Source organism: Streptomyces sp. NPDC049813, assembly GCF_044465085.1.
Classification (GTDB): Bacteria; Actinomycetota; Actinomycetes; order Streptomycetales; family Streptomycetaceae; genus Streptomyces.
This window is the reverse complement of sequence record NZ_JBITLI010000001.1, coordinates 801,636-823,631: the sequence shown is the minus strand read 5'-3', so window position 1 is coordinate 823,631 and position 21,996 is coordinate 801,636. Positions and strand designations below refer to the sequence as shown.

Here is a 21,996-nt window from a genome sequence, read left to right as displayed (position 1 = left end):
GCACTTGCCCTCGCCCCGCAGTCGCCGGGCGCCCACGGCCGCGTGCGAACGGTCTCATCCAGCGGTTCTGCCGGGCCCCGCGTGGCTACGGCAGGGCATGCGACCAGGGTCCATACGAGTTCTCGTATCGATAGCGGCGGATCTCCGTCTTGGACACGGCAGTTGACGTGCTGTTCTCCTGGCGCCATGAAGCCCGAACGACACCACTCCCGCCAAGCTGCTGAGTCCGTCGCACCCGTCGGACCCGTCGAGTCCGTCGCTCGCAGGCTGGACCGGCGTACGGTGCTGCGCGGCGCCGCTCTCGGCGCGGCCGTGCCGCTGATCCCGGCCACGACGCCGGGCACGACGGCCGCCGCCGCGGCGACCCACGGGCACGCGGTCAGCGGATCACCTCCGCGCGGCACGTCCTTCAAGTGGCTCGGTACCGCCGGCTGGCGCATCGACACAGGCGGGCGGACCGTCCTCGTCGATCCGTACCTCACCCGCTACAGCACGGGCCTGTACGACGGCCGCTTCGATCCCCGCACCCGGCTGCACACCCTCCCCGAGGTCGTGGACGCGCACATCGGCCACCCCGAACTCGTCCTCGTCACCCACTCCCACTGGGACCACCTCAACGACGTGCCGCACATCGCGAGGACCACCGGCGCGCGCGTCGTCGGGACCGAGACGACGTACCACCTGCTCCGAGCCCTCGGCGTCGCGGCGGAACAGATCATCGTAGTCAAGGGCGGTGAGGTGCTGGACTTTGACGGGATCGTCGTGGAGGTCGTACCGGCGCTGCACAGCCGCGACAAGAAGCACCGGTACTTCGCCCCCGGCACGCTCAACGCCCCGCCGCGCAGAGCGCCCAGGACGGTCGCCGACCTCCCGGAGGGGGACACGCTCTCGTTCCGGGTCACGGCCGGAGACGGCGGCCCGACGGCGTTCCTGATGGGAGCCAGCGACTTCGACGAGCGGGCGGTACGGGGGCTGCGCCCCGATCTCGCCATGCTCGCCGTACCGGCCTCCACCGCCACCTGGCGCTACGTGCCCCGGCTCGTGGCGGCGCTCGGCGCCCCCGGCGTCGTCGTGCCCGTCCACTGGGACAACTTCGAACGGCCCCTGACGGGCGCTCCCGTGCGGGACCCGGCGATGGACCTGGATGCGTTCAGCGCCGCCGTGACAACGGCCTCGCCGTCGACGCGGGTCGTCGTCCCGGACTACCGGACCGTGTACGACGGCGCCATGCGGCCGACGGGGAGCGGCACACGCTCCTACAGCTGACGTCGTCGGGCTTCTGCGCGTCCTGACGTGTGTCCTGCCGTGTGTCCTGGCCCGGTCGGCCGCGTCCGCCTCGCCACCAGGCAGGGCAGGGAGCCACCGCGCCCCTGCCCTGCCTGGGCGCCACCGGTCGCACCGGCCCACATAGACCCCGCGCCTACATATGCCGGTCAACGGAGTATGCTGGTCTCATGACCGACCGTGCGATGCAGGAACCCTCCCTGTTGCTTCTCACCGCGCTCGCCGACGCGCCGCGTCACGGCTACGCGATCAGCCGCGAAGTGGAAGAGATCTCCGGAGGGCGGGTGAAGATGCGCACCGGCACGCTGTACGGGGCGCTGGAGCGCCTGTTGCACCAGGGGCTGATCGAGGTGCACAGCGAAGAGATCGTCGACAGCAGGCTGCGCCGCACCTACGCACTCACCCCACCGGGCCGTGCCGCGCTCGCTGCCGAGGCCGAGCGGATCGCCGCGACGGCACGCGAGGCCACCCGTCGCCTGCGTGCGGCGGGCCGGGCGCTCGGCAAGGCGGCCTCCGCGTGAACCCCGTTCTGCTGCACCTGTACCCGGCGGACTTCCGCCGCACCTTCGGTGACGAGATGGCCCAGCACTATGACGAGGCGACCCGGGGCGCGGGGCGTCGTGTGCGCCTGCGGGAGTCCGCCGACGTCGCCGCGCACGCCCTCCGGCTGCGCTTCCGCGTCGGCTCGGCGCACCCGGGTGGACGGTTCTTCGCCGCGATCGCCCCGTTCGCACTGGCCGCGACCGCCGCCTATGCGGCGTTCAACCTCCTCACCAGCGCCGCCGACTGGTATGTCATCGCCGCCGGCGGCGTCGGCCCCTTGGTGACCGTCACGAACGGTTGTCACCTCGCGACCCTGGTCGGGGCCGTCTCCGCCCTGGCCGGACGCCGCGCGTGGGGCGGCCTGTGCTCGGTCGCCGGGACGGTGGGCGCTTCGGTGGCATTCCTGTCCCCCCACTGGCAGTTGCTGTCCGATCCGCACGGGCGGCTCCTCGGTTTCCTCGTCGCGCCCGTCCTGGTGGCAGCGCTCCCGTTGCTGTGCCCGCCCGATCTGCGTCCGGCGCCCCGCGTCCGCACCCGAGCGGGCGAGTTCGCCCTGGTGCTGTGGGCGTTGCTCCTGGTGGCCGCCGTCACCGTGATCGACCCCACCGGGATCGGACTGTCCTTGCCGTGGCGACTCGGCGTCCCCACCGTCGCGGCCATCGCCCTGGCGGGCCGCCGGGCCTGCGCCCGGATCCGCACCACAGCCCGGCTCGCCGGAGCCGGCGCACCGTTCGTCACCACCCTGTACGTCAGCGGGTACGCGGACACCGGCGACGTCCTCGCGGCCCTCGGAGTCCTCGCGGTGACAGCGCTGGCCCTGCGTCTGCGCCGCCGCGGGCCCGGTACCGCGCTCGGAGCCTGAGCGCTCTTCCACGCGCTCCCGGCCGCGTCCCGCGCAACGAGCCGCGCCCGTCGCCGCGAGTTGCAGCGGACGGCGGCCCCCTCACTACGTGCCCTTGTCCCGGCGGCGTTCCCGGCCGTCCCGCCCCAGGAGTTCCCATGTCCGCCGAGACCGCCGGCAGCCCGCCCCTGCAGAGCCGTAAGGCTCAGCCACTCACCATCCCCACGGCTCCCGGAGGGAGACGGCTCGCCGCGGTCGACGGTCTGCGGCTGGTCGCGGCAGGGGCCGTCGCCGCCTATCACTACGTCGGCACCCCGACCCCGCACTTCTGGGGCCGCGCCCACGACCTGGCGCAGGCCGCACCCGTGCTTCACGCGGTCGCAGGCTACGGCTGGCTCGGCGTCGAAGCGTTCTTCCTGATCAGCGGCTTCGTCATCTGCATGAGCTGCTGGGGCCGCACCCCGGCCCAGTTCGCCGTCTCCCGCGTCTCCCGGCTCTTCCCGCTGTACTGGGCGGTCGTCCTGATCATCGCCGTCGCGGGCACCGTCACCGTGGCGCTCGGGCACCGGTCGGGGGCCCCCACGGATCTGCGCACCACACTGGGCAACCTCACGATGATCCCCAGCCCGCTCGGTCTCGACCTCACCGACGGCGTAGCGTGGACGTTGTGGGTGGAAGCCCGTTTCTACCTGCTCATGGCCGTGCTGCTGCTGATCGGGCTGACCTACCGGCGGGTCGTCGCCTTCGCCTTCCTGTGGCTGGTCCTGGCCTCGGTCGGCCGGCAGCTGAACTCGGCCGCCCTGGACGAGATCCTGCTCAGCCAGTACGCCGGACTCTTCGTCACCGGTATCGCGCTGTATCTCATATTCCGCTCCGGCCCGAACGCGCTCCTGTACCTTCTGGCCGGTTTCGCCTGGTGCTACACCCTGACCGTGCTCGACGACCGTGTCGCCGCGCACACCGGCGCGAGCTGGGCGGTCAGCGCCGCCGCCCTCACCGGCTTCCTGGTCCTGCTCGCTCTCGCGGGCCCGGGCCCGCTCCGCCACCTGCAGTGGCGGATCCTCGTCCTCGCGGGCTCCCTGACCTACCCCTTCTACCTGGTGCACCAGAGCCTGGGCATCCCCGTCAGCCGCGGTGTCCTCAGCGTGGTCCCCCGGCTCGGTCTGCTTCCCGCGATCGCCGCCGGGCTGCTCTTCTCCCTGCTCCTGGCCGCCGTGCTGAACGCCCTGATCGACCAGAAGCTCACCGGCCCGTTCCGCCACCGCCTCACGGCGGCCCTCGACGCCGACGCCACCGGCAGAGCAGGCCCGCCGGGTCCCGGCCGGGTGCAGCGAACCCCCTGGACGCGGACGCCCAGGGGGTTCGAGTGAGGACTGTGGTGCGGTCAGGAGAGCTTGTACGTCGTCATCTGGTGGATGCCGTTGTCCAGGGAGAGGACGCCGCCGCCCAGTAGCTCCGCCATCCGGTTCATGCCGAAGTGGTCGAAGTTGAGCGAGACCATCTCGTCGGTGCCGTCACCGTCGAGGTCGGCGGCGAGGTAGCTGCGGCCCCCCATGAGGCTCGCGCCGCCGATGCTGGACTGGAAGACCCCGCCGTTGGTCAGCTGTGCCGGGTCGTAGGCGGCGAGCCCCGCCTCGGTGCCGCCCGCCACCAGCCTGCGCCCGCCGGGGCCGTGGACGAACCCGACCGTGCGCAGCGGCGCGATCACCGAGGCGTACGTGTCCTCCTTGCCCTCGCCGGGATAACCCTTGATCACGCCGAAGCTCATCTGGTACAGCACGTCGTTCTGGTCGTCGGTGAAGTAGTTGCCGTGCGACCAGGGGCTGCCGTTGAGGAACTGGCGGATCAGCTCACCGGTGCGCCCGTCCCGGATCTCGGTCACCACGCGCGGTGAGGCGGTGGCGAGGTCGCCGGCCACGGTCGGGTCCGCCTGGACGATCCAGGTGTACACGACCGCGTGACCGTCCGCGTAGGGGATGTGCGGCGAGGCGAAGACGCCGTTGACGAGGACCGCGCCGTGCAGCTTGCCGTCGGCGGCCTGTTCTGGGGCCTTCGGGTCGGCGGTCCACCGCACGGCGCCCTTGCCGTCGAGGGCGACGCCGTTGACGGAGGCGTCGGCGACCTGGAGCGCGTTCGGGCTGGTGTACTGCGTGTACACCTGCCCGCCGGAGACCACGGTGTCGGAGAAGACCACGTCTCCCGCGCTCGCCGGCGCGGAGTACGACCACAGCCGGGTGCCGCGCGCGTCGTAGACGCGCAGCGCGTCGGTGGGGACGAGGATCTCGGCCCTGCCGTCGCGGTTCACGTCGGCGACGGTGACCGAGCGGACGTAGGCGCCCTTGCCGTCGATGGTCGTCAGGACCTTGCCGGTCCTGCCGTCGAGCACCGCGGTGGCGCTGTCGGCGGCCACGGCGACATCGGGTGTGCCGTCGCCGTTCACGTCGCCGGTGGCGAGGTTGTGCACCTCGCCGGGGACCGTGGCCTGCCACAGCTTCTTCGGGGACCCGCCGGCGAGCGACGTACCGGAGTACGCCCACACGCCGTGCGAGGAGCCGCCGACGACGACGTCCTGCTTGCCGTCGCCGTCGAAGTCCGCGGCCTTGCCGTAGTTGAGGTCGCCCTGCAACGGTGTAAGGCGCTTCTGCTTGCCGTTGCCCAGCTTGTAGTCGTGGATGTTCTGCTGCTGGTCGACGGTGCGGACGTAGTCGGTGCCGCCGGACGCGTACAGCTGCTGGTACATCGGAGAGGCGTCCAGCCCGTGCCGGCGCCACGTGACCTTGCCGCCGCTGGTGAACGCGGTCAGCGAGCCGTAGCGCAGGCCGCCCGGGTTGAGCGCGGTGCCCATGCCCTGGTCGTCCTGTGCGGCGGCGTAGAGCTTCCCGCCCTTGGTCACGAGGTTCCAGGTGCTGGGGCCGTCCTCGGCGTTGTCGGCGGAGCGCTTGGTCGTGTACGACCACTTGACCGTCGAGCCGTCCGAGCCGTTCAGGACCCGGATCGTGCTGGCGTTCACGTAGAACGACGCCGTGTACGACGATTCGCTGACCGCGATCTCGCTGCCGCCGCCCGCGGCCGCGTCACCGAGGGTCAGCGCGGTGGGCAGGACGTTTACGCGGCTGTCGAGCGTGGTCCGCCCGCCGTCGGCCAGGTCGTACGCGGCGATCTCGTACCGCACCGCGTCGGAGGTGTCCGCCTGTTCCAGGGCGACGATCCGGCGCCGCGACGCGTCAAGACGCAGCTGGCGGCCGTAGAGCGCGCTGTCCGACTGCCAGGTGAGCGAGCCGTCGCTCGTGTCGAGGAGGACGGTGCGTCCGCGTGCGGCGTTCGTGGCGGTCTTGCGCAGGTCCCAGGAGGCGGCGACCTTGCCGTCCCCCGCGGACTCCAGCGCCGCCCAGCCGGCGGCCGCGGTCGTCCCGGTGTCGTACGTCCACGTCGAGGCGGGGGTGAGCTTCCCGTCGGCGTGGGAGAAGCGGATACCGGTGAGGGTGGCCGTCTCGTCGGCGGGCGCCGACCGGTTCTGGCGTGGCGCGTCGGCGATGAGCAGGGTGCCGTCGACGACCTTGACGTTGGTGGCGTACGAGTACAGCTTGGACCACGCCGTCCTGCCGGTCCTGCCGTCGAGGACCGTCACGAACGTGCCGGAGGTGAGCGACGAGCCGGGCGAGGTGAAGGACCGGGGGTCGAAGATGCCGACGGCCGCCGAGAAGACGATGTCCTTGGTGCCGTCACCGGTCAGGTCGGCGGTGTCGAAGCCCTGGTCCGAGTAGGGCGCGAAGGGGGCGACGGCGTTGTAGCCCATCAGGACGCGCGCCGGGTACGGCTCGGTCCGCCACGGCTGCACCGGCTTGACCTGCCAGTCCGCGTAGTACGAGGCGTTGGTGCGAGCCCAGGCGGTGGAGCCGTCCGCCTTGTGCAGCTGGACGTTGCCCAGGCTGTGCACGGTGAAGTAGCTGCCGTCGGAGCCGGCCGGGACGGTCGCGGCCACACCGCGCGCCCCTTCCAGCGTCGATGTGCCGGTGAAGGTGACCGGGGCGGCGGCGTCCGCCGTGGACGCGTCCGCCGACGCCTTCTGGCCGGGAGCGTCGGAGGTACCCGACGCACCGGGCGCGTCGGACGTGCCCGCGGCGTCCTGCCCGGCCGCGTACGGGTTGTCGTCCCCGTACACGTCGACGCCCATGTGGTCGGCGAGGGTCTTGGCCTCGCCGCTGCTCAGCGTCGTCGCGTCGGTCGAGCCGTCGGCGGCCGGCGCGTGCGGCGCCGCCGTCAGCGTCAGTCCCGCCGCGACCAGGGCGGAGGCGAGCGTCAGGGCCCGCCGGGAGGAGGTGGCTCTCATGATCACTTGGCTCCCTGCGTGAAGCGGATCGCCGAACCGGCCTTCAGGACGGCCTGGTCGTACGCGTACTGGAGGGCGTCGGTGCCGGCCTGGTTCTCCACGCCGACGGTGGCGGAGGAGCCATTGCCCGGGACGGACTTGTACTGGAAGGTGATCGCGCCGGTGGCCTCGTCGAAGAGGACCTCGAAGGTGGCGCGGCCGCTGCCACCGTCCGCGAACGCGACGTTGTTCCAGACGACGGCGAACGTGCGGTGGCCCGCCTTGCCGGTGGTGGCCGTCTGCACGCCGGCCTTCTTGTCGACGACCAGGTCGTCCCAGAGCGGGGCGACGATGCCGTTCGGCTGGGTCTGCGTCGGCAGCGGCTCGTTGGCGTAGTCCCCGATGCGCGGCGAGAGGAAGTCGACCAGGCCGTCGGTGGTGACCGCAGCACTGGAGTACGTCACGCCGTAGAAGGAGACCGGGAAGGGCAGCGGCACCGTCTTGGCGTCCTCGTCGCCGCTCAGCGCGACCTTGCGGGCGCCCGCCGTCCAGGAGTACTTGGCGGGCGCGCAGGAGGTGCCCGAGCCGTCCGTGCGGTTCGGGAGCCGGACGGTACGGGTCTCGTCGCCGTCGACCTTCAGCTCGGCCGTGAACTCGCCGTTGCACAGGACGGGCGCGGCGGGTGTCACCTTCAGCGTGTACGTGCCCTCGGCGACCTTCGGCAGCGTGAACGTGCCGGCGGAGCCGGAGGTGGCCTTGGCGAGCGGGGTGCCGGTCACCTCGACGGTCGCCTTCGGCAGCGGTTTGCCGGTGACGTCGAGGACCGTGCCGGTGACGGCGTGCTGCGCGAGGGGGATGAGCGTGAGGTCCTGGGTCAGCGGGCTGCCCTCGGTCAGTTCGACTCCGGTGAGCTTCCTGCCCGCGTAGCCGTAGCCGCTGAAGGCGAAGTCGTACGTGCCCGCGGTCAGCGGCACCTTGTACGTGCCCTGGGGGCCGGTGGTCACGGTGTGCACGCCGTCGGCGCCGGTGGCCCTGACGGTGATGTTCTGCAGCGGGGCGCCGGTGGCGGTGTCGGTGACCCTGCCGGTGACGTCGACGGCGGTGTGCGGTGCCTTGTCGATGGAGGCCAGGATGTCGAGCTTGCCCTCGCCCCAGACGTTGTTGGCGCCGGCGGTGCCGCCGCAGTGCGTGTCGTCGACGTCGCGGGCGCCCGCGTCGAGGAGGCGGCGGGTCTCGTCGATGTTGCCGATCAGCGAGGGTGCCGCCGACCACAACAGGGCGACCGCGCCCGCGAGGTGCGGGGTGGCCATCGACGTACCGGACTCGGTGGCGTACGTCGAACCCGGGTACGTGGAGCGGATGTCGACCCCGGGAGCGGCGATGTCCGGCTTGGCCGAGCCGTCGACCGGTGAGGGCCCGAAGCCGGAGAAGTCGGCGATCTTGCCGGCCGCGTCGTAGGCGCCGACCGCGTAGGTGGGGGCCTGGGCGCCCGGCGGGTGGGCCGTCGAGCAGGTGGTGCCGTCGCCGTCGTTGCCGGCCGCGAACGCCTCGAAGATGCCCGCGGAGTTCCAGGCGTCGATGATGTCCTCGTAGAAGGGGGTGGTGCTGTCCTTCTGGCCCCACGAGTTGTTGACGATGTTCGGGGCGAGGTCCGGGCGCGGGTTCCGGCCGTTGTGGTCGGTCGGCGCGAGGATCCACTGGCCGGCGGCGAGCAGGTTCCCCTCCGAGCACTCGCCGCTCTCGCAGCCCTTGGCGGCGATCCACTTCGCGTTCGGCGCGACGCCGGTCCCGTTCGCGCCGACCATCGTGCCCATGGTGTGGGTGCCGTGGCCGTGGTTGTCGCACGGGGTGCCGTCGGCGGGGCAGGTGCCCGACGGGTCGTAGAAGTTGTAGTCGTTGGTGAAGGAGCCGTCGCCGTTGTTGCCGCGGTACTGCTTCACCAGGTCCGGGTGGTCGTACTGCACGCCGGTGTCGACGTTGGCGATGACGATGCCCTCGCCGCGGTCCTTGTACTGGTCCCAGACCTGGTCCGCCTTGATGTCGGAGACGCCCCACTCGGGTGTGGTGTCGCCGTCGGCCGACGAGTCCGTTCCCGGTGAACCTGTCCCCGGTGCGTCCGTTCCCCGTGCGTCCGTTCCCCGTGCGTCCGTTCCCCGTGCGTCCGTTCCCCGTGCCGTGCTGATCTTCTTGTCGGTCGTGACGCCGTCGTCGACCTTGAACGAGCGCTGCTTGATGATCGAGGCCACGTCCGGGCGCCGGGCGAGCGTGTCGACGAGGGCCTTGTCGCCGGTGACCTGGACCGTGTTGGCGATCCAGTAGTTCTTGTGGCCGACCTTCTTCTTGTCGAGGAAGGCGGCCAACGACTTCTGGCTGTCCTCGGCGGTGGCCTTCAGCGTGTCGTAGGCGACCTTCGCGGCCTTCGCGTGGGTGGGCTGCTTCTTGGCGGCTGTCAGGTCGGCCCTGTCTTTGAGGACGACGAAGAACTGCGCTTCGCCGCCCTCGGCGACGGCGCTGCGCAGCGCCGAGTCGACCTTCGCAGAGTCGGCCGTGGGCGAGGGTTCGGCGACGGCGGGCAGGACGCCGGTGGCCAGCGCGGTCGCGGTGAACGCGGCCGCCGCCCATGAGGCGGCTCTGCGCCGGGGCGGTCGGGGCAGGTGCATCGGGTGGCACTCCTCCGGAACGGTTCGATGGAGTTCGCACGCTAGAAAGGGGCCGTTACTGGGGAATTACTGAACGCTGGGGCGTAGGGGCGGGCCTTGTGAATCGGGGGCTGTCGGAGAGCGCCGGGGGCAGGCACGGATCGGGGCACGATCAGGGGGCGAGAGGGGCGGCACGGTCCGGGAGGGCGGCGTGGGGCCCGGGTGACCGGCGCGGGACGGGCAAGGGCCGCGCCGCGACACACGCTCCCCCTGGACCACGGGCCACCACAACTGGCGTCCCTCCCCATCCCGTTGCCGGTGTGTCCAGGGGAGCGCGGACGGTCAGCTTCGGGTGCGGGCGTTACTCGTGCGTTACTGGCGGCAGGGGCCGTGTGTCACTGGCGGCAGGAGCGCGCCCCTGGAAAAGCGGGTGCGGAGGGCTCAACCCGGGTGGTAGGTAGGCGAGGTGACAGTCAGTCTTGAGTTCCCCACGTTGTTGCGCCTGCTCGACGAGCGGTCGGCCGCCTTCCGGAGCGCGGTGACCGCTGCGCCGAGCCTCGACGCCCCGGTGCCCTCCTGCCCGGGGTGGACGGTGCTCGATCTGGTGCGGCACCTGGGTACGGGCCAGCGCTGGTGGGCCGCGATCGTCGCCGCGGGCCCGGCCGGGGCCCCGCCCGCCAAGGAGGTCGCTGAGGTGCCGCGCGGGACGGAGGCGCTGCTGTCCTGGTATGCCGACGCGCACGAGCTACTGCTGCGTGCGCTCCGCGCGGTAGGCCCGGAGCGCGCGTGCTGGACCTGGTGGAGCGCCGGCGTCTCGCCCGCGAACGCCTGGGGTGTGGCCCGGCGCCGGGTGCACGAGGTGCTGGTGCACACGTACGACGCCCAGCTCGCCGCGGGAGCGGTGCGGCCGATGCCCGCGGACGTGGCGCTCGACGGCGTGGCCGAGTTCCTCGACACCTGCAACTCCACCCCCGTGGCCTGGCCGCACGAGGCGGCCACCGTCCAGTACCACGCCACCGAAGGCCGCTCCTGGCTCCTCACGCTGGACAGCACCGGCGCCTGGCCCGCGCCCCTCACCGACGACGCGGCGCCCGCCTCCGTCTCGGCCACCGGCACGGCCGAGCAGCTGCTCCTCTTCGTCTGGGGCCGGCGCACGCTCCGCGACCTGAGGACCGAGGGCGACCAGCGGGTGTTCGAGCAGCTGATCGCCTGGGAGCCCGAGGAGTAGCCGGGGGCCGCGGGGGTGCGGCCGAGGCGGCCGGCGTCGTACCCCGGGCGCGGATCGCGTCGTAGAGACTGAAATGCTACTTGTGGTGCGAATCTTGGCAAATGACCTCTCCATCGAAGGCTGTGCAGCCTCCCATCGCCCGTCAGCAGGCCGCCTTGCGCGAGCGTCTGCCGTTCGCCGACCGGCAGGACTTCGAGGACGCGACCCGCGGGCTCATCGCCCGCCGCGCCCCGAACGCCGTCCGCGGTGAGGACGGGCGCACCGTGTGGGACAACGACACCTACGCCTTCCTCCGGGGAGAGGCGCCGGAGACGGTGAACCCGAGCCTGTGGCGCCAGGCTCAACTGGTCGCCGAACAGGGCCTGTTCGAGGTCGTCGACGGCGTCTACCAGGTCCGCGGGCTCGACCTGTCGAACGTGACCTTCGTCGAGGGCGACAGGGGTGTCCTCGTCATCGACCCGCTCATCTCGACGGAGACCGCCGCCGCGGCGCTGGAGCTGTACCGGGAGCATCGCGGTCCGCGGCCGGTGACCGGGGTGCTGTACACCCACTCGCACGTCGACCACTTCGGTGGCGTCAAGGGCGTCACCACGCAGGAGGACGTCGACGCGGGCCGCGTCACGGTCATCGCGCCGGAGGGCTTCACCGAGCACGCGGTCGCGGAGAACGTGTACGCGGGCACCGCGATGGGGCGGCGCGCCGCCTACATGTACGGCGCGGCGCTCGCCCGCGGGCCGCGGGGCGCGGTGGGCGCCGGTCTCGGGCAGACCACGTCGACCGGCACGGTCACGCTGATCCCGCCGACCCTGACCGTCACGGAGACCGGGCAGACCGAGACGGTGGACGGGATCCGGATGGTCTTCCAGATGGCCCCCGACACCGAGGCCCCGGCCGAACTGCTCATCCACTTCCCCGATCTGCGCGCCCTGTGCACGGCCGAGGACGCCACCCATACGCTCCACAACCTGCTCACCCTGCGCGGCGCCGTGGTCCGCGACCCGCACCTGTGGTCCCACGCGCTGACCGAGGCCATCGACCTGTTCGGCGAGGTCACCGACGTCGCCTTCGCCTCGCACCACTGGCCCACCTGGGGCCGGGAGAGGGTCGTGGCCTTCCTCAAGCAGCAGCGCGACCTGTACGGCTACCTCCACGACCAGTCGCTTCGACTGATCAACAAGGGCTGGACCGGAGCCGAGATCGCCGAACACCTCCCGCTGCCGCCCGCGCTGGAGAACGCCTGGCACGCCCGCGGTTACTACGGGTCGGTCAGCCACAACCTCAAGGCGATCTACCAGCGCTACCTGGGCTGGTTCGACGGCAACCCCGCCCACCTGTGGCAGCATCCGCCCGCCGAGGCCGGCCGGCGCTACGTGGAGTTCATGGGCGGCGCCGACACGGTCGTGGACAAGGCGCGGGGCAGTTTCGAGGAGGGCGACTACCGGTGGGCGGCCGAAGTCCTCTCCCACGTCGTCTTCGCCGACCCCGGCCACGGCGCCGCCCGCGAGCTGCTCGCCGACACCCTCGAACAGCTCGGCTACGGCGCCGAGAACGGAACCTGGCGCAACTTCTATCTGTCCGGCAGCACCGAACTGCGCCAGGGCCGGTTCGGCACGCCCACCGTCACCGCGTCGCCCGACATCATCGCGCACCTCTCCCCCGCCATGCTCTTCGACGCCCTTGCCGTCCAGATCGACGGCCCGCGGGCGTTCGGCGAACACATCACCATCGACGTCCACCTCACCGACGCCGGCGCGCACTACCGCCTCACCCTGGAGAACGGGGTCCTCACCTACACCCGCGCCGCGCAGAAGACCCCCGCCGACGTCGCTCTCACCGCCACCGTGCCGGGCCTGTCGGCGCTCACCACGACCGGCCTCACGCCGCAGGGCCTCCAGCAGGCCGGGGTCGTTGCCGACGGTGACCTCGGCGCGCTGGAACGGTTCTCGGCGCTCCTCGACCCCGGTGACCGCGACTTCCCCATGGTCACGCCCTGACCGGCGACAACACACCGTTCCCCGTCCGAAGGGATGTGACGCATGGCCGCTGTCGACGCCGGCACGGTCCGCCGGATGGCCGACACGCTGTTCATCGAGCGGGACTTCACGAGCCCGACCTCGACCCGCTTCTGGGGCCTGCTCGCCCTCGCCGCGGTCATCGCCGCCGCGGGTGTGGTCGGCGACTCCACGGCGACCGTCATCGGCGCGATGATCGTCGCTCCGCTGATGACGCCGATCCTGGGCAGCGCTCTGGCTCTCGTCCTCGCCGACCGCGCCCAGGTGGTGCGCTGCGCGCTGCTGGTGCTCGGCGGGGCCCTCGCCGTCGTCGCGGTCGGCATGCTGCTCGGCTGGATCGCGGCGCCGCCGGACGGCTTCGCCTCCAACAGCCAGGTCAGCTCCCGGATCAGCCCGCGCCTGATCGACCTTCTCGCCGCTCTCGCCACCGGCACGGTCGGCGCGTTCGCCCTGGTCCGTGCCGACATCTCCGACACGCTGCCCGGCGTCGCCATCGCCATCTCCCTCGTGCCGCCGCTCGCGGTGACCGGGCTGCTGATCACGGTCGGCCGCTACCACGACGCGAGCGAATCGGCGCTGCTGTTCGCGACCAACGTGGCGGCCATCGTGGCCACCGGCACCCTCGTCTTCCTCGTCTACGGCATCCGGGCCGCGGCCGAGGACTCCGGCCGCCGGGTCGGGCAGTTCCACGGGCGCACCCTCGTGGCGGTCGCCGCCGTCGTCCTGCTGATCGCGGTGCCCCTCACCACCGGCACGATCAGTGTCGCCCGGGACCGTGCCCTCGCCGCGAACGCCCGTCCCGTCGCCGAACGGTGGGCCTCCGCGGGCAAGTGGCAGATCGCCTCGGTCGAGGCCCGCAACGGCGTGGTCGTCATCGGCGTCCTCGGCCTGCCGCCCATGCCGGCCCCCACCGCGCTGCGCGCCGCTCTCGACCGCCACGGCATGCGCGACGCCGACCTCGAACTGCACCTCGTGGGCGGCCGCACGCACTGGTGCCCGGCGGACACGGACACCTGCGCCGTCCGCGACACCTCGGTCGCGCGACCGGCCGGGCCCGGCCCCCGGGTCGCCATGACGTCAGCCGTTCCTGGCAACTGAGCCCCGAAGCAGCCGAGTTGCTCCTCATCGACAGTTATGCGAAAGGCATGCGTTTGAAAGCAGCCAAGCGGAACACACGCTTATACAGCCTTTATTTCACCTGACAGGAGAGAGCTCATGAGCATCATCGCGTGGATCGTCATCGGCTTGCTCGCGGGTGCCATCGCCAAGCTGCTCATGCCCGGCAAGGACCCCGGCGGCATCATCATCACGATGCTCATCGGCATCGCGGGCGGGCTGCTCGGCGGCTGGCTGGGCAAGGTCATCTTCGGAGTCGACTCCATCGACGGGTTCTTCGACCTCTCGACCTGGATAGCCGCCGTCGTCGGATCGCTGATCCTGCTGATCCTCTACCGCGTCATCGCCGGAAACCGACGACACGCCTGACAGCGCGCTCCCGCGTAGCCCCCAACGGCTCCTCCTTCCCCGGAAGGAGGAGCCGTTCCGCGTGCGGGGACGCCCTCCCCTTCCGTGGCGCGCGCACGACGGGCAGTTCTGGGTAGCGATGGAAGAGCCCTTACCGGACCGGCACCGCACCCCCACACCGTCACGGTCTGCCCCATGCTCACCCACGGGAGGCGCTCGATGAAGAGGTTCTTCGGTCCGGTCACGATGGCCGACCCGCAGGTCTCCGACGCCGAACAGGAGCTGTTCGGCGGGCCGTTGCGCTACGACATGGGGTGGTCCCAGCACGAGCACGCGACGCTCGACCTCACCATGCTGTCCGCGCTGCGCTCCATGCCCGGCCTCGTCGCAGCAACGCTGCGCCTGGCCTGGCAGGCCGACCGGCGCGCGCTGCTGTCGGTCGGGGTGAGCGAGATCGGCCAGGGCGTCGCCGCGGCAGCCGGGCTGCTCGCGGTCAACGCGGTCATGCACGCCCTGCTCGCCGGTGACGGCAGCGCCGCCGAGCGGCTGCACGCGCTGCTGCCTGGACTCGTGGCCGCCGCGCTCATCGCCGTCGTCAACTCCGCCCTGTCCGCCTGGTCCACCTCCCGCGCGGGGCGGCTCGAACCCAAGGTCGAGCGGATCGCCACCACCCAGTACCTGGCCGCCGCGGCCCGCGTCGAGCTGGAGGCCATCGAGGACCCCGACTTCCGGCGGCTCGTGGACATCGCCCAGCAGGGCCCCGGCTCCGCGCGTCGCATGATCAGCTCCTGCGTGGCCGCGCTGAACGGCCTCATCTCCCTGATCACCACCGCGGGTGTCCTCGCCGTCCTGCACCCGGTCCTGCTGCCCATGCTGATCCTCATCGCCGCCCCGCGCGGCTGGGGCGCCATGCGCGTCGCCCAGGAGCGGTACGTGTCCGTGATGAGCTGGATCGAGCACGTGCGGGCCAGCCGCCTGATCGGCAACCTGCTCACCGAGCGCACCGCGGCGCAGGAGGTCCGGCTGCACGCGGTCGGTCCCTTCCTCCTCAGCCGGTACGAACGCATGGCCGAGAGCGCCGAGGCCGAGCAGGAGCGCCTCGCCTCCAGCAAGGCCCTGACCGAGTGGGTGGCCTCCGCCCTGTCGGGGCTGGCCATGGTCGCGACCTACGGCACCATGTTCTGGCTGATCCTGGCCGGGCACATGAGCCTCGCGGTGGCGGGGACCGCCGTCATCGCGGTGCGGACCGGCTCGGCGAGCCTGGGCGCGCTGGTGATGAACGTCAACCAGCTGCACGAGGAGAGCCTCTACGTCCGCGACCACGGCCGCTTCCTCACCGAGGCCGGCCGGCGGACGCTGCCCGCGGGCGGTGCGCCCGTCCCCGAACGGGTCGCGGAGATCGTCCTGGACCGGGTCACCTACCGCTACCCCGACCGCGACACCCCGGCCCTGGACGGCGTGACCCTGACCCTGCCGATGGGATCGGTGACCGCGGTGGTGGGCGAGAACGGCTCCGGCAAGAGCACCCTGATGAAGATCCTCTCCGGCATGCTGCTGCCCGCCTCCGGCACCCTGCGCTGGGGCGGGTCGGACATCGCCGGCCTCGACCGGGCCCAGGTCTTCCAGCGGGTCTCGCTGCTCACCCAGGACTTCCAGCGCTGGCCGGTGACGGCCGCGATGAACATCCGCCTCGGCCGCCCCGACCACCCCGCGACCGACGACGACCTGGCACCGTCGGTCGACTACGCCGTCGCGGGTCCCGTCATCGCCAAGCTCCCCGACGGCCTGCGCAGCCTGCTGGCCCGGGTGTTCCGCGGCGCCATCGAACTGTCCGGCGGCGAGTGGCAGAAGGTCGGTCTGGCCCGCACGCACTGGCGCAGCTCGACGTCGCGGGCGGACAGCGTCCTCATCGTGGACGAGCCGACCTCCGCCCTCGACCCCGAGGCCGAGATCGAGGCGTTCGACCGCATCCGCCGCCTGGCCGCCCCGAACCGGGCCGTCGTCCTGGTCACCCACCGCATGTCCGGCGTCCGCCACGCCGACCACATCTACGTCCTCAGCAACGGGCACCTCGCCGAACACGGCACCCACGACGAACTCCTCGCCCAGCAGGGCAAGTACGCCGCGATGTTCGACGCCCAAGCCGCTCAGTACGCCCCGAGCGCTCCCCTGCCCCGCCCTGCCGCACCCGCCGTCCCGGACCAGGTGTGACCCGCCCGAAAGGCAGAGCCAGCATGACCTCTCCCCTCTCCCCTTTGGACCCCGCCGCGCGGTACGCCGCGTCCCGGCACGCGGCGTGGCTCGGCGCCGCCGCCCTCATCACCGATGAGGCCGGCCGGGTCCTGCTGGTGCGCCCCACCTACCGCGAGGACGGCTCGTGGCTGCTGCCCGGCGGCGCCGTCGACCCCGGCGAACATCCGCACGACGCCTGCCGGCGCGAGATCAGGGAGGAACTGGGCCTGGACCTGCCGCTGTCGGCCGTGCTCGCCGTCCGCTCCTTCGCCTCCGGCCACCCCGACGTGCGGCCGGACGTGCCGTGCCCCGGTGAGATCCAGTTCGTCTTCGACGGGGGAACCCTCGCCCCCGCCCAGGTGGCGGCGGTCCGCCTGCCGCGCGACGAACTGTCCGCGTACGCCTTCCTGGACACCCAGGAAGCGGGGCAGCGACTGCGGCCCGCGGACGGGCGGCTCATGCTCGCCGCCTACCGGGCCCGGCTCGGGCACACCGGCACCGCGCACCTCGCCGACGGCCGGCACGTCCTCGGCGTCCCGGTGCTGGACCGCCTCGACGTCCACGTCCGCCACCGGCCCCTGTGGGACCGCCCGCTCCGCCCCGGCACGGTGCCCGACGGGCTCCACGTGCGGCAGGCCTGGGGCTGGTGCTTCCTCCCTGACGGCCGCGTCGTCCTCGGCGCCGACCCGGGCCCCCGAGGCGCTCTGCCCATGCTGCCCGGCGGTACCACGGAGCACACCGACCCGACGCCCGAGGACACCCTGCACCGCGAAGCCGCGGAGGAGGCCCAGCTCACGCTGGTCGATCCGGTACGTCTGGGCTGGGTGCTGGACGAGACCGGCGCGGTCTACGGCGGCACCGGGCCCAACGCCCGGCTCCGCCTGGCCGCCCGGGTCACCGCCGTCGGCCCTGCGGCCGCCGACCCCGCCACGGACCGCACGGTCGCCCGCCTGCTCACCACCCCCGCCCAGGCAGCGGCACTGCTGGGCTGGGGCCCGGCCGGCGCGCGGCAGGCCCAGCTCGCGGCGGCCCTGGCACACGACAGGTGGGGCCTGCCCGTCGCGCGCCCCACCACCGTCGAGGAGATCCCGGATGAGGGCCTACGGTTGTGAGCACCATGACGCGTCCGAACAGAGGAACACCAGAACGGACCGGACTGCGCGCTGTCGGTCCGTACGACCGCGCCCGCGCCCGGAACAGCGGGCCCCGCCCGCTCGCGGCGGGACGGCCCGCGTGAGGGGGGCGCGCCGCCGGACGCCCTCCTCGCCTGCCGCAGGGCGTGCGGACACCCGGCTCGTGGTGGTCCGCGGCAACTCGGCGTCGGGCAAGTCCAGCGTGGCCCAGGGCCTGCGCGACCAGTACGGCCGCGGGGTCGCGATCGTGGGCCAGGACGTGATCCGCCGGAACGTCCTCCGCGAGCACGACACCGCGCGTGGCGCCAACATCGCCCTGCTGGGCAGGATCGCCCGCGACGCGCTGGACGCCGGGTTCCACGTCGTGCTCGAAGGGATCCTGTACGCCGACCACTACGGCCACATGGTCACCTCCCTGGTACGGGACCACCGCGGGGTCTCCCACTGCTACTACCTCGACGTGCCGCTGGAGACGACCTTCGTCCGGCACGCGTCGAAGGCGGACGCCGTCTACCGGCAGCAGGTCACGGCCGACCATCTCACCTCCTGGTACCGGGAGTCGGATCTGCTGCCCGGCGGACTGGAGACCGTGATCCCGGCCGAGAGCACGTTGCGGGACACCGTCGCGCGCATCCTGCGCGAGACCGGTCTGGCCGCCGGCTCCGCCGTCCCGGTGCCGCGGCCCACCGGGGCCTGGGAAGAAGCGATGAAGCCTCTGGTGCTGATGTCCGATCCGCAGGTCGCCGCCGTCCCCGTGCGCGAGTGCGGGGAGCCGCTCGTCGACGTACGCGACCACGGCATCCGCGTCGATCCCCGTAAGCAGGACCCGCAGAGTGCCTTCGCGTACGTGCGCGAGGGTGTCCTGGCCCGGCTGCAGCATGCCCGCTCGCTGCTGCCCGCCGGTACCGACCTGCTGTTCGTGGAGGGGTACCGGCCGCCCGCCCTCCAGCAGCGCTACTTCACCGAGTACCGGGACGAGTTGGCCGCGGCTCGTCCCGACTGGTCCGCGGAGGAGCTGCACCGGGCGGCCAGCCGGTACGTGTCGCCCCCGGAGATCGCGCCCCACTCGGCGGGCGCCGCCGTGGACGTCACCCTCGTCGACCAGGACGGCCACGAACTCGACCTCGGCACCCGCGTCAACGCCTCCCCCGAGGAGAGCGACGGCGCCTGCTTCACGCACGCCACGAACCTCAGCGACGACGCGCGCCACCGCCGCACGCTGTTGCTCGACGCCATGGCGGGCGCGGGCTTCACGAACTACGGAACGGAGTTCTGGCACTTCTCGGCGGCGGACCGGTACGACGCGCTGCTGCGGCAGGAGCCGTACGCGCGCTACGGGCCGGTCGAACTGCCCTGACACACCGGGGACTTCGCCCCTGACCCGGCCGCCGGCCGAGCCGGGCGCACCGGATCCGGACCCTCCGCGACGGCCACGCTCGGCGCACCGGACCGGCGCACGTACGGTCAGCGGGTGGCCGCCTCGGCGGGGGCCGTCTCGTCCGCGACCGTGGAGGGGGTGTCACCGGGGCCGCCGAGCGCGGTGTTCCCTGGGTCGCGGGGCGCGGGGTTCCCGGGTCCGCGGAGCGCGATGTGGACGAGGAGGACCGCCATGACAGCGGCGCCTGCCCACATCGCCTGCTGCCAGCCGTCTACGAAGGACTGCTGGGCCGCGTGGAGCAGTTCCTGCGCATGCGGGCCGGTGCCGTCCGCCGCTTCAACGGCGTTGGCGACGCCTTCCCGGGCGGTGTCCGCGGCCGGCCGGGGGATGCCGTGCAGCTTGTCGTCGATGGCGTCGCGGTAGCCGGCGGAGACGAGCGCGCCGAGCAGGGCGACGCCGAGCGCGGTGCCGAACTCGCGCGTCACGTCGTTGAGGGCGGAGGCGACGCCCTGCCTCTCGCGCGGCAGGGCGGCGGTGACGGCCTCCGTGGACGGGGTCATCGACAGGCCCATCCCGGCGCCCATGGCGAGCAGGCCGGGCAGGACGGAGAGGTAGCCGCCGCCCACCGAGACGAACAGCGCCATGAACGCCATGCCGGCGCCGGACAGTGCGATGCCCGCGACCATGGTCGCGCGTGCGCCGAACCGTGCGGCCGGCTTGGGGGCCAGGCCGGAGGAGAGCATCATCGCGACGGCCATCGGCATCATCGCGACCGTGGACAGCAGGCCCGACCAGCCGAGCACGGCCTGGAAGAACGGGAAGAGGACCACGCCGATGCCCGCCTGGACACCGAAGACCACCAGCAGGACGAGCGAACCGCCCGACAGCCCGCGCTCCTTGAACATGCGTACGTCCAGCAGGGCGGCGTCGCGGCGCCGCAGTTCCCACGCCACGAAGCCGAGGGCGGCGGCGAGCCCGGCGGCCAGGCCGGTCAGTGTGGCGGGCGCGGTCCAGCCGCGTTCGGGGCCTTCTTGCAGGACGAAGATGAGGCCGGTCACCGCGACGGCGGAGACGAGCGCGCCGACGGTGTCGAACCGGTGGGCCGGGGTCTCGCGGGAGTCGGGAACCGACGTCAGGGTCATGGCCAGGGCCGCCAGGACCAGGGCCACGGGCAGCGCGAACAGCCAGCGCCAGTCGGCGGCGTCGACGAGGAGCGCGGCGAGGAACATGCCCAGGATGCCGCCGCCCCCGGCGACACCCGTCCACACGCCGATCGCCTTGCCGCGCTTCTCCTCGGGGAAGGTGGAGGTGATGACGGCCAGCGTGACCGGCATGATCATCGCGGCGCCGATGCCGCTGACGACGCGCGCCGCGAGCATCACCTCCGCGGTGGGGGCCAGGGCTGCGGCCACGGTGGCGGCGCCGAACACGCCGAGTCCGGCGACAAGCATGGGCTTGCGGCCGATCCGGTCGCCCAGGGCGCCGAGCGGCAGCAGCAGCGCCGCGAGGGCGAGGGTGTAGACGTTGATGATCCACAGGACCGTGCCCTGGGAGGCGTCGAACTCCACGGCCATGTGGGTCTGCGCGACGTTCAGTCCGGTCACCGAGGCGATGACCGCCATCAGGGCGACCGAGACGGCGATCAGGATCGCGCGCAGCCGGCGCGCGTCGGGAGTGCCCCCGCCGTCGAGCGGCGTGGCCTGTGGGGGCTGGTTCGTACTCATGAGTTCCTCTCAGGAGGGCAGGCCGGGGCATCGCCGGTCGCCGGGTGCGCCAGATCGGCCGGGCCCGCACGCGCCAGAGGCGTGTGGGTCCGGTGCGACGCCAGATGTCAGAGGGCGGGGGTTCTGCTCTGGTCCAGGGCAAGGGCGGCGTCGGTGTCCGCCGTGGCCAGCAGGCTGTTGATGTGGGCGCCCGCCAGGGCGCCGGCCGCCGCGGCAGCGCCGACCTGGGCGGTGAGGTCGGTGGCGTTGCCTGCCACCCACACCCCCGGCACCGCGGTGGTGCCGGCCATGCCGGAGGCGAAGCGGCGGCCCATGCCGTCGGGGAGGTCCTCCACCGGCAGCCGCAGACCGGCGAGGCCTCCGGTGCGGGCTTCCATCCGGGTGGCGACCGCGAGCACGCGGCGGGCCACGACCTGGCCGTCGGTCAGCCGGACCCCGGCGAGCGTGCCGTCGGCGTCGTCCACGATCTCCCGCACCGGGGTGTCGACGACGCGGATGCGGCGGGCGGCGAAGCGGGCGCGGGCTGTCTCGTCCAGGTCGGTGCCCCGGGTGAAGTAGGTGAGGTCGTCGGTCAGCTGCCGGAAGAGGAAGGCGTGGCCGACGGAGGCCGGGCCGGTGGCGAGGACGCCGATGGGCTCGTCGCGCACCTCCCAGCCGTGGCAGTACGGGCAGTGCACCACGTCGCGGCCCCAGTGCGCCTGGATGCCGGGGACCTCGGGCAGCACGTCCTTCAGGCCGGTCGCCACCAGGATCCGGCGCGCGGTCACGCTCCGGCCGTCGGCCAGGGTGACGGCGAACTGCAGATCGCCGTCCGCCGTCGGGGCGGCGGGCTCGGCCGCGGCCACCTCGCCGTGGACGACGCGCCCTCCGTACTGGCGCACCTGTTCCCGGCCCCGCCGGAGGATCTCGGACGGCGGGGTGCCGTCCAGGACGATGAAGCCGTGCATGGCCGGCGCGGGCGCGTTGCGCGGTGAGCCGCTGTCGATGACGACGACCGAACGGCGGGAGCGGGCGAGCATCAGCGCGCCGTTCAGACCCGCCGCGCCCCCGCCCAGCACCGCCACGTCGACGGTCTCGGCGGGCAGTGCGTCACTCGCGTAGGGAGATGTGTGGACCGTCATGGCCTCCTGCCTTTCCTCGTGCGTCGGTCCCCGGACGGTGCGGACCAGCTGCACCCGACGCTAAGCCCGGCTTGCCGCGAAGGCATAC

At 72.7% G+C, this 21,996-nt stretch carries 15 protein-coding genes; 11 read left to right on the top strand and 4 right to left on the bottom strand.

Going from position 1 to position 21,996, the window contains the following annotated elements; all coding sequences use genetic code 11:
- Positions 1-282: 282 nt before the first annotated feature.
- From ACIBW6_RS03615 to ACIBW6_RS03600, 4 genes are all read left to right on the top strand, one after another.
- Positions 283-1,266 (top strand): MBL fold metallo-hydrolase, encoded by a 984-nt coding sequence (locus ACIBW6_RS03615; RefSeq protein WP_399056422.1) that lies wholly within the window; start codon positions 283-285, stop codon positions 1,264-1,266.
- A 188-nt stretch (positions 1,267-1,454) separates the two neighbouring features.
- Entirely contained in the window at positions 1,455-1,805 is a 351-nt protein-coding gene (locus ACIBW6_RS03610) for a PadR family transcriptional regulator (protein ID WP_399056140.1), read from the top strand.
- Complete coding sequence (locus ACIBW6_RS03605) at positions 1,802-2,689, top strand: hypothetical protein (RefSeq protein ID WP_399056138.1); 888 nt, start codon at positions 1,802-1,804, stop codon at positions 2,687-2,689. Before ACIBW6_RS03610 ends, ACIBW6_RS03605 begins: the two co-directional genes overlap by 4 nt.
- A 137-nt stretch (positions 2,690-2,826) precedes the next feature.
- Positions 2,827-4,038 (top strand): acyltransferase family protein, encoded by a 1,212-nt coding sequence (locus ACIBW6_RS03600; RefSeq protein WP_399056136.1) that lies wholly within the window; start codon positions 2,827-2,829, stop codon positions 4,036-4,038.
- Positions 4,039-4,052: 14 nt separating this feature from the next.
- Here ACIBW6_RS03600 and ACIBW6_RS03595 read toward each other — a convergent pair whose 3' ends face one another.
- Positions 4,053-6,998 (bottom strand): FG-GAP repeat domain-containing protein, encoded by a 2,946-nt coding sequence (locus ACIBW6_RS03595; protein ID WP_399056134.1) that lies wholly within the window; start codon positions 6,996-6,998, stop codon positions 4,053-4,055.
- Positions 6,999-7,000: 2 nt separating this feature from the next.
- Complete coding sequence (locus ACIBW6_RS03590) at positions 7,001-9,637, bottom strand: S8 family serine peptidase (protein WP_399056132.1); 2,637 nt, start codon at positions 9,635-9,637, stop codon at positions 7,001-7,003.
- Between the two features lie 445 nt (positions 9,638-10,082).
- Between ACIBW6_RS03590 and ACIBW6_RS03585 the strand changes: the two genes are divergently transcribed.
- The 7 genes from ACIBW6_RS03585 (at position 10,083) to ACIBW6_RS03555 (ending at position 19,042) form a co-directional block, all read left to right on the top strand.
- Positions 10,083-10,844, top strand: a complete 762-nt coding sequence (locus ACIBW6_RS03585) for a maleylpyruvate isomerase family mycothiol-dependent enzyme (RefSeq protein WP_399056130.1) — start codon at positions 10,083-10,085, stop codon at positions 10,842-10,844.
- 101 nt (positions 10,845-10,945) lie between these two features.
- Positions 10,946-12,838 (top strand): alkyl/aryl-sulfatase, encoded by a 1,893-nt coding sequence (locus ACIBW6_RS03580; protein WP_399056128.1) that lies wholly within the window; start codon positions 10,946-10,948, stop codon positions 12,836-12,838.
- A gap of 42 nt (positions 12,839-12,880) precedes the next feature.
- Complete coding sequence (locus ACIBW6_RS03575) at positions 12,881-13,954, top strand: TIGR00341 family protein (RefSeq protein WP_399056125.1); 1,074 nt, start codon at positions 12,881-12,883, stop codon at positions 13,952-13,954.
- 117 nt (positions 13,955-14,071) lie between these two features.
- The gene (locus ACIBW6_RS03570; protein ID WP_399056123.1) at positions 14,072-14,341 is read left to right on the top strand and encodes a GlsB/YeaQ/YmgE family stress response membrane protein; all 270 of its coding nucleotides are present in this window, start codon (positions 14,072-14,074) and stop codon (positions 14,339-14,341) included.
- Between the two features lie 198 nt (positions 14,342-14,539).
- Entirely contained in the window at positions 14,540-16,531 is a 1,992-nt protein-coding gene (locus ACIBW6_RS03565) for an ABC transporter ATP-binding protein (RefSeq protein ID WP_399056121.1), read from the top strand.
- 23 nt (positions 16,532-16,554) lie between these two features.
- Positions 16,555-17,664, top strand: coding sequence for an NUDIX domain-containing protein (locus tag ACIBW6_RS03560; protein ID WP_399056117.1), 1,110 nt, complete (start codon positions 16,555-16,557; stop codon positions 17,662-17,664).
- Between the two features lie 184 nt (positions 17,665-17,848).
- Complete coding sequence (locus tag ACIBW6_RS03555; RefSeq protein WP_399056114.1) at positions 17,849-19,042, top strand: M15 family metallopeptidase; 1,194 nt, start codon at positions 17,849-17,851, stop codon at positions 19,040-19,042.
- Positions 19,043-19,149: 107 nt separating this feature from the next.
- On the opposite strand, the gene ACIBW6_RS03550 is transcribed toward ACIBW6_RS03555, so the two are convergent.
- Complete coding sequence (locus tag ACIBW6_RS03550; RefSeq protein WP_399056112.1) at positions 19,150-20,787, bottom strand: MFS transporter; 1,638 nt, start codon at positions 20,785-20,787, stop codon at positions 19,150-19,152.
- A gap of 107 nt (positions 20,788-20,894) precedes the next feature.
- Positions 20,895-21,908 (bottom strand): NAD(P)/FAD-dependent oxidoreductase, encoded by a 1,014-nt coding sequence (locus ACIBW6_RS03545; protein WP_399056110.1) that lies wholly within the window; start codon positions 21,906-21,908, stop codon positions 20,895-20,897.
- Between the last annotated feature and the right edge of the window lie 88 nt (positions 21,909-21,996).

Coding starts and splice junctions, on each gene's coding strand:
- ACIBW6_RS03600 (WP_399056136.1), top strand. CDS start 2,827: ATGTCCGCCGAGACCGCCGGCAGCCCGCCCCTGCAGAGCCGTAAGGCT.
- ACIBW6_RS03575 (WP_399056125.1), top strand. CDS start 12,881: ATGGCCGCTGTCGACGCCGGCACGGTCCGCCGGATGGCCGACACGCTG.
- ACIBW6_RS03590 (WP_399056132.1), bottom strand. CDS start 9,637: ATGCACCTGCCCCGACCGCCCCGGCGCAGAGCCGCCTCATGGGCGGCG.
- ACIBW6_RS03560 (WP_399056117.1), top strand. CDS start 16,555: ATGACCTCTCCCCTCTCCCCTTTGGACCCCGCCGCGCGGTACGCCGCG.
- ACIBW6_RS03595 (WP_399056134.1), bottom strand. CDS start 6,998: ATGAGAGCCACCTCCTCCCGGCGGGCCCTGACGCTCGCCTCCGCCCTG.
- ACIBW6_RS03565 (WP_399056121.1), top strand. CDS start 14,540: ATGAAGAGGTTCTTCGGTCCGGTCACGATGGCCGACCCGCAGGTCTCC.
- ACIBW6_RS03550 (WP_399056112.1), bottom strand. CDS start 20,787: ATGAGTACGAACCAGCCCCCACAGGCCACGCCGCTCGACGGCGGGGGC.
- ACIBW6_RS03610 (WP_399056140.1), top strand. CDS start 1,455: ATGACCGACCGTGCGATGCAGGAACCCTCCCTGTTGCTTCTCACCGCG.
- ACIBW6_RS03570 (WP_399056123.1), top strand. CDS start 14,072: ATGAGCATCATCGCGTGGATCGTCATCGGCTTGCTCGCGGGTGCCATC.
- ACIBW6_RS03580 (WP_399056128.1), top strand. CDS start 10,946: ATGACCTCTCCATCGAAGGCTGTGCAGCCTCCCATCGCCCGTCAGCAG.
- ACIBW6_RS03545 (WP_399056110.1), bottom strand. CDS start 21,908: ATGACGGTCCACACATCTCCCTACGCGAGTGACGCACTGCCCGCCGAG.